This is a genomic window from Micromonospora sp. NBRC 101691 (assembly GCF_030269285.1).
Classification (GTDB): domain Bacteria; phylum Actinomycetota; class Actinomycetes; order Mycobacteriales; family Micromonosporaceae; genus Micromonospora; species Micromonospora echinospora.
On sequence record NZ_BSTB01000016.1, the window covers coordinates 137,372 to 150,705 of the forward strand.

Below are 13,334 nucleotides of genomic sequence, written 5' to 3' on the forward strand. Positions count from 1 at the left end.
TGTCACGAATGCCTGAGTGCTAGCTGAAAGCACGGTTGACGTTTGCTGTCAACACCCCGCCGGATGGTCGTCGGCGGGCACGGTGCGGGGCGGCGCGACGGTCGGGCGCTCCCTGTCATGGCACCATCGGGTACCCGTCCCGCACAGCGACGCACGTCACCGCCGAACTGCGATTCCGGTCACTGTGACAGACGCACGGGCGGAGCGGTCGGTTCATCCACACCCGGATGAATACCCCGGCGTCCGGTGAAGTATCCCGCCGTCGGAGCGGAGCCGGCCGATCGGGTGGCCCACGGGACGCGAGCGGGAGCGGACGCGCTCGATCCGGGGGCCGGGACGGCGTCGCCGGTCGGGGCTAGGTGGCGAGCAGGGCGAGCGCGCCGCGTACCTGGTCGGCGGAGCTGGCCAACGCGGCCCGCGCCCGGGTCACGTCGGCTCCGGAGACCAGCGAGACCAGGGCGGTCTTCAGGTCGCCGTCGGCCGCGTTCAGGGCCTGCCGGCAGAGTTCCTCGCTGCATCCGGTCGCCTCGACCAGGATCGTGATCATCCGTCCCCGGAGCTTGGCGTTGGTCGCCACCACGTCGATCATGAGATTCGAGTAGACCCGGCCCAGACGGACCATCACGGCGGTGGAGAACGCGTTCAGCACCAGCTTCTGCGCGGTGCCCGCCTTCATCCGGGTCGACCCGGTCACCACCTCGGGGCCGGTGTCGACGCCGATGAAGACGTCCACGTCCCGGGCGGCCTCGGCCTCCGGGTTGGCGCAGAGCAGCACCGTCGCGGCCTGCCGGGCCCGGGACGCGGCCAGCGCCCCGAGAACGTACGGTGTGCGTCCGCTGGCGGCCAGGCCGACCACGACGTCACCGGGGGCCACGCACTCGTTCGCCTCGGCCGCCCCGAGGGGGTGGTTGTCCTCGGCGTCCTCGACCGCCTGCCACATCGCCCCCTGACCGCCGGCGAGGTGGGCGCAGAACCAGTGCCGGGGGGTGTTGAAGGTGGGGATGAGTTCGACCGCGTCGAGCACGCCGAGCCGGCCCGACGTGCCCGCGCCGAAGTAGTGCACCCGGTGCCCGTCGCGCAGCGCGGCCACCGCGAGGTCGACGGCGGCGGCGATCTCGTCGAGCACCTCGGCGACGGCGGCCGGCGCCCGTCGGTCCGCCTCGTTGATGACCGCGAGCATGTCCCGGGTGGACATCAGGTCGAGGTCGGCGCTGAGCGGATTACGCCGTTCGGTCGGCGCACCCACCCGGACCACCGGACGGACCTCGGACGGCACCTGGTCGGTGGTCATGCCTTCCTCCGGGTGGAGCCGACACGGTGGGAGCGGACCGCGTCGGCGGTGACCTCCAGGGCCTTCCGGGCCTTGGCACGGTTGCGGGCGGCGACCCCGACGAAGAGGCAGTCGACCACGGTGAGCTGGGCGAGTCGGCTGGCCATCGCCCCGGAGCGGTACGTCGTCTCGCGGGCCGCCGTGGTGAGGACGAAGTCCGCGCCCTCGGTGATCGGCGACCGGGGGTAGTTGGTCAGGGCGACGGTGGCCGCCCCCTGGGCGCGCGCCTGTTCCAGCACCTCGATGACGTCCGAGGTCGTCCCGGTGTGCGAGATGCCCAGCGCCACGTCACCCCGGCCGAGCAGGGCGGCCGAGGTGAGCGCGGTGTGCACGTCGGGGAAGTAGAAGGCGGTGCGGCCGATCCGGTGCAGCTTCTGCTGGAAGTCCGAGGCGACGAACCCACTGGCTCCGGCGCCGTAGATGTCGACCCGGCCGGCCTGGGAGATCGCCTCCACCACCTGCTCGCACACGGCCGGGTCGAGCTGCTCGGCCGTCTCCTCGACGGCGCGGGCGTCGTTGAACGCGATGGTGGCGATGATCTGGGCGAGGTCGGCGCCGGGTGGGATGTCACCCCCGACGACCCGGGCGTCCGGCGGCTCGACCCGGCGCGCCGCCTCGGCGGCGAGCCGGATCCGCAGCTGCGGGTAACCGTCCATGCCGACCGAGCGGCAGAAGCGGATGACCGTCGCCTCCGACGTCTCGGCGGCGGTGGCGAGGTCGGTGATGGTCCGGCGCGCGGCATCGGCCGGGTCGGCGACGACCAGGCGGGCGACCCGCTGTTCGGCCGGGGAGAGCGAGGGCAGCAGGCCGCTGATGTGGACGATCAGGCCCCCGGGCTCGTGACTCCGGCTCGCGGAACCGCCCGGCCCGCTTCGCGCTGGATCACCGGGCTCGCTCCTCGCGGAAATCTTCGGACTCTTCGCCACGGATGAAACTTACTTTCATCAGGCGTAGGCGTCAACCACGATCCGGCTTATCGGGAAAACTCGTTCCGAGTGGTCACCGCCCACCGCCAGCGTGCCATTCCCGCAGGACGGCCGCCTCGTCCACGGGGTCGAGTCCACCCTGACGGACGGCTCCGGGATCGGCGTCCATCCAGGTCAGGGTCCTCCGGGCGCTCTCCGCCACCGGCCGGGTGACCAGTCCGGCCGCGAGCGCGGGGCGAGCGTCCCGGGCGAGGAACCCGGCCCAGTCGGTGCCGGGCACCCACAGCGGCAGGGACCGCTCCCCGGACCAGGGACGGATCTCCCGGGACTGGAGGAAGTCGGCATCCACCCAGGTCAATCGCGGTTCGGGTGAGCCGACACCGGCCGCGATCCCGCGCAGGGCCGCCACCCGGGGCACCGCCGCGCCGATGCCGTCGTAGGTGCCGGTGAGGTCGGTCACGGCGGCGTGCAGGAGCCAGGCGGCCAGGTCGTCGACGTCGACGTACTGCACCGGGTCGTCCGGCGCCCCGGGGGCGAGCACCTCGCCGCCGGCCGCGAGCCTCCGCACCCAGTACGGGAACCGGTCGCTCGGGTCCTCGGGTCCGATGATCAGGCCGGCGCGGCAGACGAAGAGCCGCTCCACCGCCTCGGCGTACGCCCGCTCGATGCTGACCTTGCACTCGCCGTACCACCTGAAGTCCGGGCCGGGGCCGGTCACGCCCTCCGGGGCGGGCGGCAGCAACGGGGTGTCCGCCACGCCCCCGCCGGGGGCCGCGAACCCGGCGTAGACGGAGATGCTGGAGACGAAGGACCAGTGGTCGACCCGGCCCGCGAGGGCGGCGATGGCGTGGTGGGCCTGGTCCAGCCAGCGGGTCACGTCGATCGCCGCGTCGAACCGCTCGCCGTCGAGCGGTGCGAGCCCGGCCGGGTCGGACCGGTCCGCCGCGACGAAGCGCACGCCGGCCACGGGTGCGCCCGAGGTGCCCCGCGCGACGCAGGTGACGTCGTGCCCCTGCGCGACGGCGAGCCGCGCCACCGCCCGACCGAGGAACTGGGTACCGCCGAGGATGAGGAGTCGCATGGCGACGATGCTGCGCCCCGGGCAGAACGAACCACCAGGCCGGTTAGCCCTGGGCAGAAGGGTTACGCCCTGGGCGCAACCGGGTCCCGGCGCGGATCCGCCACCGCGCACGCCCGAGCCGACGCCGGTGGCGCCCGCACCGGTCGCCCGGAACCTCCGTCGACAGCACGGGCGGCCACCGGCACCGGCACGGAACCGCTAGCGTGTGCCGCATGGCGGAGCGGAGCGTACTGGTCACGGGCGGCACGGGCGGGCTGGGCGGCGCGGTGACCGCCGCCTTCACGGCGGCGGGCTGGCGGGTGGTCGTCGCCGACCTGCGTCCGGGCGACGGGGGCGGGCCGCTCACCGTCGCCGCCGACCTCACCGATCCGGCCGGGGCGGCCCGGGCGGTGGAGGTGGCCGCGGGCGAACCGTCGGCCCCGCTGCGCGCGGTGGTCAACCTGGTCGGCGGGTACGCCAGCGGCGGGCTGGTGCACGAGACACCGGTCGACGAGTTCGAGCGGATGCTCACCCTGAACCTGCGCCCGACGTACCTGGTCACCCGGGCGGCGCTGCCCCGGTTGACGGCGGCCGGCGGCGGCGCGGTGGTCTGCGTGTCGGCGCGGGCCGCGCTCGCGCCCTTCCCCGGCGTCGCCGGCTACGTCACGGCCAAGGCCGCGGTGCTGGCGTTCGCCAACGCGGTCGCGGTGGAGTACCGCGCCAGCGGGGTGCGCTGCAACACCGTCCTGCCGAGCGTGATCGACACCCCGGCCAACCGGGCCGCCCAGCCCGACGCCGACCACAGCCGGTGGGTCGACCCGGCGGAGATCGCCCCGGTGGTGCGCTTCCTGGCCAGCGACGAGTCCGCGCCGACCAGCGGCGCGGCCGTTCCGGTGCACGGCCGCGCCTGACCGCTCCCCTCGGGGGTCACGAGCGGGCGGGGGCCGCCAGTGGGGCGAGCAGGGGCGGCCGGGACACCGGCGAACCGGTGGCCGGCAACCAGGCCGCCAGGTGGTCGCGGATCTGCCGGGTCACCTCGTCCGGGGTCCGGTTGGCGTCGATCACCACGAACGTCGGGAACTCCGGCAGCGAGCGGTACGCCGCGTCGGCCGCCACGAGGTACTCGATCGGCTCGTGGTCGGTACCGCGCCGTTCGATCCGCCGGTACGCCTCCGCCGGCTCGACCGCGAGCAGGAAGGTGATCTGCGGTGCCGGGAAGAGCCGGTAGGCGATCCGGGCCAGCCGCTCGCCCCGCCGCCGGCCGTCATGGGCCCGGATGCTGGCGTACTGGCAGACGGCGTACCGGTCCATCACCGCCGTCCGGCGGGTGAGCAGGGTGCCGAGCAGCGCCCGCGCGATGGCGAGCCAGCGCAGGATCGACTCGACGGCGAGCATGACCCGGTTGCCCAGCAGTGCCTGGGCGTCGCGGCGGCCGAGCCGCTGGGCGAGCCGGCCGAGCCAGGCGCGTCCGCCCGCGTTGCGGTGGTAGGTGGCCGGCAGCCCGGCCAGGGTGAGGGCGTCGGCGAGCCGGTGCGCCTGGGTCGTCTTGCCCGAGCCGTCGATGCCGATCAGGGCGACGGCGCGCAGTCGGGCCGTGCCGCGCCGCGCCCCCAGTGATCTGGCCACCCTCCAAAGGATATCCGACGCCTGCTTCATAGATAGTCAACCTACGGTCATAACCACACAAATAAGACTTAGCTCGTTTTCTGTCCAGGCTCCGCCTCCGTGACAGGTGTGGCCGATCGGAATGCCGGGTACGCAACTTCACTGCGAGCACCTGTTCCGCCCACCGACCAGGGAGACTTCGATGGCACAAAACGGGGACGCCAGTCTGTTGCACACCCTCAAGCGGGTCGCCGCTGTGCTGAAGCAGTCCGACATCCCCTTCGCCCTGGGCGGCAGCTTCGCCGTCTACGCGCACGGCGGACACTCCAGCGAGCACGACGTGGACTTCCTGATCCGCCACCAGGACGTCGAGTCGGCCCTGGAGGCGCTGGTGGCCGACGGCTTCACCGCCGAGCGCCCGCCGGAGGACTGGCTGGTCAAGGTCTACGACGACGGCCGCATGGTGGACCTGATCCACCGGCCGATCGAGACCCCGGTGACCGAGGAGACCTTCTCCGACACCGTGGTCCGGCCGGTCGACGCCATCCACATGCCGGTGCTGTCGGCCAGCCAGCTCATGGTGCACAAGTTGCTCAGCTTCTCCCAGCACTACTGCGACTTCGCCCGGGGACTCCCCCTCGCCCGCTCCCTGCGGGAGCAGATCGACTGGGAACGGGTACGGAAGGAGACCCAGCACTCCCCGTACGCCGAGGCGTTCCTGGTGCTGCTGGACCGGCTCGACGTGGTGCCGTACTCCGGCCCGGAAGGAAGGGAGCAACCGTGACCGACCACCTCAGCGCCGCCACCGGACCGCCCGACGAGTACGTCGAGGCCGAGATCCAGCGACTGCTGACCGAGGACCCGGACATCGCCGAGCAGGGCATCACCGTGGCCCGGCGGGAACACGGCCTGGTGCTCTCCGGCGAGGTGGAGAGCGAGCACCGCTGCGACGAGATCCTGCGCCGGGTGACCGAGCGCTTTCCGGACGTACCGGTCACCAGCGACATCGGGGTGATCCGGGCCCAGGCTCCCACCGAGGTCGAGGAGCTGCCGTGAGGAGGAGTACCGCATGATCCGGATCGCCGCCGTCGGCGACGTACACCTGGACGAGGACGTGGTGGGCCGCTTCCGGCCGGCCCTGGAGGAACTGCCGGACTGCGCCGACGTCCTGCTGCTCGCCGGTGACCTCACCCGGCACGGCACCGAGAACGAGGCGCGCTGCGTGGCCGAGGAGTTCGGCGGGCTCGGCGTGCCGGTCATCACCGTGCTCGGCAACCACGACCACCAGTGCGACCAGGTGCCGCAGGTGGTGAAGGTGCTGGAGGACGCGGGCATCACCGTCCTGGAGGGCAACGGCGTGGTGCTGGACTGCGGCGGCCACCGGCTCGGGGTGGCCGGGGTGAAGGGCTTCGGTGGCGGCTTCGCCGGGCGCTGCGCCAGCGACTTCGGCGAACCGGAGATGAAGGCGTTCGTCCGGACCACCACCGACAGCGCCGACCGGCTGGCCGAGGCGCTACGCGGGTTGGAGTGCGACGTGCTGGTGGCGCTGACGCACTACGCGCCGGTGCCGGACACCCTCGCCGGGGAACCGCTGGAGATCTACCCGTTCCTCGGCGCGTACCAGCTCGGCCAGGCGATCGACTCGGCGCCCACCGCGCTGGCCCTGCACGGGCACGCGCACGCCGGCAGCGAGCGCGGCACCACCCCGGGCGGGGTCCGGGTCCGCAACGTCGCGCACCCCGTGATCAAGCAGGCCTACAGCATCTTCCACCTGGGCAACCACACCGACTGAGCGCAGGTTTCCCGAATCAGACGGTCGGGTACTCAGCGGTCATGGAGCTGATTCTCTGGATTCTCGCAGTCGTACTCGTGGTCGCCGGCATCATGGCGCTGTTCCGCCGGCAGATCCTGTGGGGCGTCGTCCTCATCGTGGTGGGCCTGCTGGTCGGCCCGGGTGGCGTCAGCATCTTCAGTTGACGTCCGTAGTCGTAGTCCGTATCCCGAGGACCCGCCGGGGTCGTCGTACCGGGATCTCCGTCCTCCCGACAGGAGAACCCGGACCGACGACCCCGGCGCTTCGCGTCGGCGGCCGGTCCGTCGGCGTCGGCGGGTTTGCCGTACGGCGCGTCCGGGGACCATTCCGGACATGACGACGACCCACAGCGCGACCCGGACGCACGGCCGCCCCTGGCTCGCCCTGCTCGGCTTCGGCGCGGCGGTGGTCGTCGCCGCCGGCATCGGGGTGCTCGGTGTCTCCGACACCTCCGGCGAGTACGCCAGCCTGCGCCAGCCCGCCTGGGCGCCCCCGTCGTGGCTGTTCGGTCCGGTCTGGTCTTTGCTCTACGCCATGATCGCCGTGTCCGGATGGCTGGTGTGGCGTCGGGTCGGCTTCGGTCCCGCACTCGGAGCATGGACGGCGCAGCTCGTACTGAACGCGCTCTGGACCCCGATCTTCTTCGGCGCGGGCCGGTACGGCCTGGCCTTCCTCGACATCGTCGTGCTCTGGCTGCTGATCGGGCTCACCGTCGCCCTCTTCCGGCGGGTGTCCCGACCGGCCACCCTGCTGATGCTGCCCTACTGGGCCTGGGTGACCTTCGCCGCGTGCCTCAACTTCGCGATCTGGCAGCTGAACTGACCGCGAGCCGGTGGTGGTAGGGGTTGGCGCTCGGTTGGTAGCAGGGGCCCCCTGTTACCGCTTTCTGCGTAGCAGGGGACCCCTGCAACCACCTCAGCATCAGCAAGCACCGCAGTAACAAGCGCCGCAGCCTGCAAGCACCGCGACCCGGGCTGTCGGCTCAGCTCTGCCGGCAGCCCGGGAGGACGGTGACGGGCGAGGTCAGCAGCGTGGCACGCCGGGGATGAAGCCGTCGTAGCCGGTGTGCGTGTAGGCGTCGGAGATGAAGCGACCGGAGCCGATCCGGTCCCAGATGTTGCTGGTGCCGTAGGTGCCGGTGACGGTGGTGCCGGTGGTCTGGCACTGGATGGTGACCCGGGTGCCGTCGGCGACCGTGCCCACCGCGCTGTAGCCGGTGCCCGGGCCGGAGCGCACGGTCAGCGGGGTGCCGCTGGTGTTCACCGTGCCGGTGGCGCCCGAACCGGAGCAGCCGTTGTCGCTGGTGTAGGTCTTGGTGCCCCAGTACAGCGCGAGAGCGCCGTTGAACCGGATCTGGATGTCGTTGCCGTTGAGCCGCTGCTCGTAGTGCAGGTGCGGGCCGGTCGACCCGCCGGTGCTGCCGACGTAGCCGATCACCGAGCCGTAGCCGACGGACTGGCCGACCGAGACGTTGAACCCGTTGAGGTGCGCGTAGTAGGTGTGGTAGCCGCCGCTGTGGCTGATCCGGACGTACTTGCCGTAGCTGGTGCCACCGAGGTCCGTCACCCGGTCCACCGTGCCGGGGGCGCTGGCCACCACCGGGTCGCCGAGGTCGTCCGTGCGGTTGAAGTCGATGGAGTACGCCGGGCTGTGGTTGGTGCGGGTCTGGCCGGACCAGGCCTGCCCGCACTTGAACGGCACCTTGAAGGTGGGTGCCGCCATCGCCGGGGCCGCCGGCGCCACGACCGTCGCGGCCAGCAACCCGGCCGCCGCGGCCAGGGTGAGCAAACGCTTACGCATCCAGAGCCTCCTATGTCGAAAGCTTTCCATTGCTGGATGACAGAGTGACAGAAAACTCCAGCCGTCGAAAGGGATCGATCAAAGGTTCCTCGGCTGGTAGGGGTGCGGTCCGGACCGACTTCAGGGTTTCGGGATTGTTACCTGCTCGTGTCCGACAGGGGGTGGACCGATGCGAATGCAAGCGCTTACATATGGAGACGCCTAATCGGATCGGCGAGGTCACCGCTACGACCGCGCCGCCTACTGAAGGAGGACGGCATGGCGGTCTCTGCCAGACCACGCCAGGCCATCGCGATCATCGGTGCCCTCGGACTGGCGCTCGCCGCCACCGCCTGCGGCAGCGACGACGACAGCAGCGGCAACAACGCCAACTCGGCGGAGTGCTCGGCATACGAGAAGTACAAGGGCAACGACGGCAAGAAGGTCTCGATCTACGCGTCCATCCGGGACGCCGAGGCCGACCTGCTCGAGCAGTCCTGGGAGCAGTTCGTGGACTGCACCGGCATCGAGATCGACTACGAGGGCAGCGGCGAGTTCGAGGCGCAGCTCCAGGTGCGCGTCGACGGCGGCAACGCCCCGGACATCGCGTTCATCCCGCAGCCCGGCCTGCTGGCCCGGTTCGCCCAGGCCGGCAAGCTCAAGGAGGCGTCGGCCGACACCAGGTCGATGGCCGAGCAGAACTACTCGCCCGACTGGCTGAAGTACAGCACCGTCGACGGCAAGTTCTACGGCGCCCCGCTGGGCTCGAACGTGAAGTCGTTCGTCTGGTACTCGCCGAAGACCTTCAAGGAGAAGGGCTGGGAGGTTCCGACCACCTGGGACCAGCTCATCGCCCTGAGCGACAAGATCGCGGCGGACGGCACCAAGCCCTGGTGCGTCGGCATCGAGTCGGGTGACGCGACCGGCTGGCCGGCCACCGACTGGATCGAAGACCTGATGCTGCGTACGCAGACCCCCGAGGTCTACGACCAGTGGACCACGCACGGCATTCCGTTCAACGACCCGAAGGTCGCCGAGGCGCTCGACCGGGCCGGCACGATCCTCAAGAACGAGAAGTACGTCAACGGCGGCTTCGGCGGCGTCAAGAGCATCCCGACCACCTCCTTCCAGGAGGCCGGCACGCCGATCCTGCAGAACAAGTGCGCCCTGCACCGGCAGGCGTCCTTCTACGCCAACCAGTGGCCCGAGGGCACCAAGGTGGCCGAGGACGGCGACGTCTTCGCGTTCTACTTCCCGGCCATCGACGAGGCCAAGGGCAAGCCGGTGCTCGGTGGCGGCGAGTTCACCGCCGCCTTCGCCGACCGTCCGGAGGTCCAGGCGGTGCAGACGTACCTCGCCTCCGGTGAGTACGCCAACGCCCGCGCCAAGCTCGGCAACTGGGTCTCGGCGAACAACAAGCTCGACGCGGCGAACGTGGCCAACCCGATCGACAAGCTCTCCGTCCAGATCCTCCAGGACAAGGGAACGGTCTTCCGGTTCGACGGCTCCGACCTGATGCCCGCCGCCGTCGGCTCGGGCACCTTCTGGAAGGGCATGATCGAGTGGATCAACGGTAAGGACACCGCCACCGTGCTCTCCACCATCGAGAGCAGCTGGCCCAAGTAAGTCGCCCGGGGTCCGGTCCGCGCCACGCGGGCCGGACCCCCGGTGCCGGGCCGCGATTCCCTGGGAGTGCGGATGAACTTCGACTTCGCCGACGAGTCACCGAAGCTCGTCATGTTGCTGTACGGCCTGGTGGCCTTCGTCGTGGTGGTGGGTGGTCTGCTCCTGCTGCTGGACGCGGTCCCGGCCTGGTTCGCCCGTCGTCGGGAGGCCCAGCTGGTCGCCGCAGCGGCCAACGGAGCGCCGCTGTCCCGTCGACGCGCCAAGCCACGGGAGGGCGTCTTCGCGCTCTTCTTCCTGCTGCCCGCCGTGCTGCTGCTCACCATCGGCCTGGTCGTGCCGGCGGTCCGCACCACGATCCTGTCGTTCATGGACGGCGGCAGCGAGAACTGGGTGGGACTGCGTAACTACGGCTGGCTCTTCGCCCAGGACGAGATCCTGCGCGTGATCATCAACACCATGGTCTGGGTGCTGCTGGTGCCGCTGGTCGCCACCACCATCGGCCTGCTCTACGCGGTGATGGTGGACAAGGCGCGGATGGAGGCGCTCGCCAAGTCCCTGATCTTCATGCCGATGGCGATCTCGTTCGTCGGCGCCAGCATCATCTGGAAGTTCGTCTACGCCTACCGCAGCGAGGACCAGGAGCAGATCGGTCTGCTCAACCAGATCGTGGTGAGCCTCGGCGGGGAGCCGAAGCAGTGGCTGCTCGAGTCGCCGCTGAACACGCTCCTGCTCATCGTGATCATGGTGTGGATCCAGGCCGGTTTCGCCATGGTGGTGCTCTCCGCGGCGATCAAGGCCATTCCCGCCGAGATCGTCGAGGCGGCCCGGCTGGACGGCGTCAACCCGTGGCAGATGTTCTGGCAGGTCACCCTGCCGAGCATCCGACCCGCCCTGATCGTGGTCGTGGTGACCATCTCGATCGCCACGCTGAAGGTCTTCGACATCGTCCGGACCAGCACCAACGGCAACTACGACACGAGCGTGGTCGCCAACGAGATGTACAACCAGGCGTTCCGGTACGGCCAGAACGGGCAGGGCGCCGCGCTGGCGGTCTTCCTCTTCGTCCTGGTCATCCCGATCGTGATCTACCAGATCCGCAACCTGCGGCAGCAGCGGGAGGGCTGAGATGACCACCACCACTCCCCCGGTCGCCGCCGGCGCCCAGAAGACCGGCGGAGGCGGGACCACCGCCGCCGCCCGGGTCCGCAAGCGGCTGAGCAGCCGGACCGCGACGCTGGTCTCCATCGTCATCGCGGTCGTCTGGACCATCCCCACCTTCGGTCTCTTCATCTCGTCCTTCCGTCCGGAGGACCAGATCAAGTCCACCGGCTGGTGGACGTTCTTCACCGACCCGCAGGTCACCCTGGAGAACTACCAGCAGGTCCTCTTCGGGCGGTCGTCCTCCTCCGGCCAGTTGGCGAGCTACTTCATCAACTCGCTGGTGATCACGCTGCCGTCGGTGCTCTTCCCGCTGGCCTTCGCGGCGCTCGCCGCGTACGCCCTGGCCTGGATCAACTTCCGGGGCCGGGACTGGGTCTACATCGCCATCTTCGCGTTGCAGATCGTGCCGCTCCAGATGGCCCTGGTGCCGCTGCTGAGCTTCTTCTCCAACGGGGTCAGCGTCGGCGGCATCACCCTGATGCCGGCGTGGGACCTCGCCGACGAGCAGAAGTTCGTGCAGGTCTGGTTCGCGCACACCTGCTTCGCGCTGCCGCTGGCGGTGTTCCTGCTGCACAACTTCATCTCGCAGCTGCCGAAGGACCTGATGGAGGCGGCACGGGTCGACGGGGCCACCCACCCGAAGATCTTCCGCACCGTCGTACTGCCGCTGATCACCCCCGCGCTGGCGGCCTTCGGCATCTTCCAGTTCCTCTGGGTCTGGAACGACCTGCTCGTCGCGCTGATCTTCGCCGGTGGCGGCGACGAGACGGCGCCACTCACCGTCCGGCTGGCCGAGATGGCCGGCACCCGGGGCAACGAGTGGCAGCGGCTCACCGCCGGGGCGTTCGTCTCCATCGTCGTACCGCTGATCGTGTTCCTGTCCCTGCAGCGTTACTTCGTGCGGGGCCTGCTCGCGGGTAGCGTCAAGGGCTGATTCCGGCGTCGGCCGCCGCCCGTGGCATACGGGCGGCGGCCGACGTAAGCGGATCGGGGAGACCGTGACCAGGATTGATGACGTTGCCAGGCTCGCGGGGGTCTCCACGGCCACCGTGTCCCGGGCGCTGCGCGGCCTTCCCACCGTGTCGGCGGCGACCCGAAGACGGGTGCTCGCCGCCGCCGAGCAACTCGACTACACCATCTCACCGAGCGCCTCCCGCCTGGCCGGTGGCCGCACCGGCACGGTCGCGGTGGTCGTTCCCCGGATCACCCGGTGGTTCTTCGGCACCGTGGTCGAGGCGGTCGAGGAGGTCCTCCACTCCGCCGGGTACGACCTGCTCCTCTACAACCTCGGCGGCCAGGCCCAGGCCCGGCAGCGGGTGCTGCGCACCGCCAACCTGCACAAGCGGGCCGACGGGGTCCTGCTGGTCGCCACCCCCCTGCGGTCGGCGGACCTGACCGCGCTCACCACGCTCGACCTGCCCGGCGTCATCGTCAGCTCCGGCACCGTCGTCCCCGGCTGGCCGGCCGTACGGATCGACGACGTGGCCGCCGCCCGGACCGCCACGGGTCACCTGCTCGACCTCGGCCACCGCCGGATCGCGCACCTCTCCGGCGACCCCGAGGACGAGTTGGCGTTCACCACCCACATCGACCGGCGGCGCGGCTACCAGGAGGCGCTGCGGGCGGCCGGGGTGCAGCCGGACCCGCGCCTGGACGTGGAGTCCCAGTTCACCATCGACGGCGGCAACCAGGCCACGGTCGAGCTGCTCCGCCGGGGTGACCCGCCGACGGCCATCTTCGCCGCCTGCGACGAGATGGCGATGGGCGCGATCGCCGCGCTCCGCGAGGCCGGGCTGCGGGTGCCGCAGGACGTCAGCGTCATCGGCATCGACGACCACGACCTCTCGGTCGTGCTGGGCCTCAGCACGGTGGCGCAGCCCGCCGCCGAGCAGGGTCAGCTCGCCGCCCGGATCGTGCTCGACCCGCTCGTCGGCGACGCCGGGGCCGGTCGGCCCGCCTCCTCGGTGATTCTCCCCACTCGTCTGGTGGTGCGTGATTCCACCGCCCCTCCGCGGGCACACTGAACGGATTCGA

15 protein-coding genes are annotated in these 13,334 nt (G+C 70.9%); 10 read left to right on the forward strand and 5 right to left on the reverse strand.

What is annotated here, in order from left to right:
* Positions 1–355: 355 nt before the first annotated feature.
* The 3 genes from murQ to QSK20_RS23020 all read right to left on the reverse strand — a co-directional run bounded on the left by murQ (position 356) and on the right by QSK20_RS23020 (position 3,337).
* Entirely contained in the window at positions 356–1,291 is a 936-nt protein-coding gene (gene murQ / locus QSK20_RS23010; protein WP_285790668.1) for an N-acetylmuramic acid 6-phosphate etherase, read from the reverse strand.
* Positions 1,288–2,157: a MurR/RpiR family transcriptional regulator gene (locus tag QSK20_RS23015; protein WP_285790718.1), complete on the reverse strand. Its 870-nt coding sequence runs from the start codon at positions 2,155–2,157 to the stop codon at positions 1,288–1,290. The genes murQ and QSK20_RS23015 overlap by 4 nt, the downstream gene beginning before the upstream one ends.
* Positions 2,158–2,329: 172 nt before the next feature.
* Positions 2,330–3,337, reverse strand: a complete 1,008-nt coding sequence (locus QSK20_RS23020; RefSeq protein ID WP_285790669.1) for an NAD-dependent epimerase/dehydratase family protein — start codon at positions 3,335–3,337, stop codon at positions 2,330–2,332.
* A 212-nt stretch (positions 3,338–3,549) separates the two neighbouring features.
* On the opposite strand from QSK20_RS23020, the gene QSK20_RS23025 reads away from it, so the two are divergent.
* A complete protein-coding gene (locus QSK20_RS23025) occupies positions 3,550–4,227 on the forward strand; it encodes an SDR family oxidoreductase (RefSeq protein WP_285790670.1) in 678 nt (225 codons plus the stop codon).
* Positions 4,228–4,243: 16 nt separating this feature from the next.
* On the opposite strand, the gene QSK20_RS23030 is transcribed toward QSK20_RS23025, so the two are convergent.
* Positions 4,244–4,972 carry a dTMP kinase gene (locus QSK20_RS23030; protein ID WP_285790671.1) on the reverse strand — a complete coding sequence of 243 codons (729 nt, stop codon included), beginning with the start codon at positions 4,970–4,972 and terminating at the stop codon, positions 4,244–4,246.
* Positions 4,973–5,123: 151 nt separating this feature from the next.
* On the opposite strand from QSK20_RS23030, the gene QSK20_RS23035 reads away from it, so the two are divergent.
* The 5 genes from QSK20_RS23035 to QSK20_RS23055 all read left to right on the forward strand — a co-directional run bounded on the left by QSK20_RS23035 (position 5,124) and on the right by QSK20_RS23055 (position 7,556).
* The gene (locus QSK20_RS23035) at positions 5,124–5,705 is read left to right on the forward strand and encodes a nucleotidyltransferase (RefSeq protein WP_088982430.1); all 582 of its coding nucleotides are present in this window, start codon (positions 5,124–5,126) and stop codon (positions 5,703–5,705) included.
* The gene (locus QSK20_RS23040; RefSeq protein WP_285790672.1) at positions 5,702–5,977 is read left to right on the forward strand and encodes a hypothetical protein; all 276 of its coding nucleotides are present in this window, start codon (positions 5,702–5,704) and stop codon (positions 5,975–5,977) included. The genes QSK20_RS23035 and QSK20_RS23040 overlap by 4 nt, the downstream gene beginning before the upstream one ends.
* A 13-nt stretch (positions 5,978–5,990) precedes the next feature.
* On the forward strand, positions 5,991–6,713 hold the full coding sequence (locus QSK20_RS23045; RefSeq protein ID WP_285790673.1) for a metallophosphoesterase family protein: 723 nt from the start codon (positions 5,991–5,993) through the stop codon (positions 6,711–6,713).
* 41 nt (positions 6,714–6,754) lie between these two features.
* The gene (locus tag QSK20_RS23050; RefSeq protein ID WP_170107875.1) at positions 6,755–6,898 is read left to right on the forward strand and encodes a GPGG-motif small membrane protein; all 144 of its coding nucleotides are present in this window, start codon (positions 6,755–6,757) and stop codon (positions 6,896–6,898) included.
* A gap of 169 nt (positions 6,899–7,067) precedes the next feature.
* The gene (locus QSK20_RS23055) at positions 7,068–7,556 is read left to right on the forward strand and encodes a TspO/MBR family protein (RefSeq protein ID WP_285790674.1); all 489 of its coding nucleotides are present in this window, start codon (positions 7,068–7,070) and stop codon (positions 7,554–7,556) included.
* 201 nt (positions 7,557–7,757) lie between these two features.
* On the opposite strand, the gene QSK20_RS23060 is transcribed toward QSK20_RS23055, so the two are convergent.
* Positions 7,758–8,534: a M23 family metallopeptidase gene (locus tag QSK20_RS23060; protein WP_285790675.1), complete on the reverse strand. Its 777-nt coding sequence runs from the start codon at positions 8,532–8,534 to the stop codon at positions 7,758–7,760.
* 258 nt (positions 8,535–8,792) lie between these two features.
* Between QSK20_RS23060 and QSK20_RS23065 the strand changes: the two genes are divergently transcribed.
* The 4 genes from QSK20_RS23065 (at position 8,793) to QSK20_RS23080 (ending at position 13,324) form a co-directional block, all read left to right on the forward strand.
* On the forward strand, positions 8,793–10,139 hold the full coding sequence (locus tag QSK20_RS23065; RefSeq protein ID WP_285790676.1) for an ABC transporter substrate-binding protein: 1,347 nt from the start codon (positions 8,793–8,795) through the stop codon (positions 10,137–10,139).
* A 72-nt stretch (positions 10,140–10,211) separates the two neighbouring features.
* Positions 10,212–11,264, forward strand: a complete 1,053-nt coding sequence (locus tag QSK20_RS23070; protein WP_285790677.1) for a carbohydrate ABC transporter permease — start codon at positions 10,212–10,214, stop codon at positions 11,262–11,264.
* A gap of 1 nt (position 11,265) precedes the next feature.
* Positions 11,266–12,234, forward strand: coding sequence for a carbohydrate ABC transporter permease (locus QSK20_RS23075; protein ID WP_285790678.1), 969 nt, complete (start codon positions 11,266–11,268; stop codon positions 12,232–12,234).
* Positions 12,235–12,298: 64 nt separating this feature from the next.
* Positions 12,299–13,324 carry a LacI family DNA-binding transcriptional regulator gene (locus QSK20_RS23080; RefSeq protein WP_285790679.1) on the forward strand — a complete coding sequence of 342 codons (1,026 nt, stop codon included), beginning with the start codon at positions 12,299–12,301 and terminating at the stop codon, positions 13,322–13,324.
* Positions 13,325–13,334 lie beyond the last annotated feature (10 nt).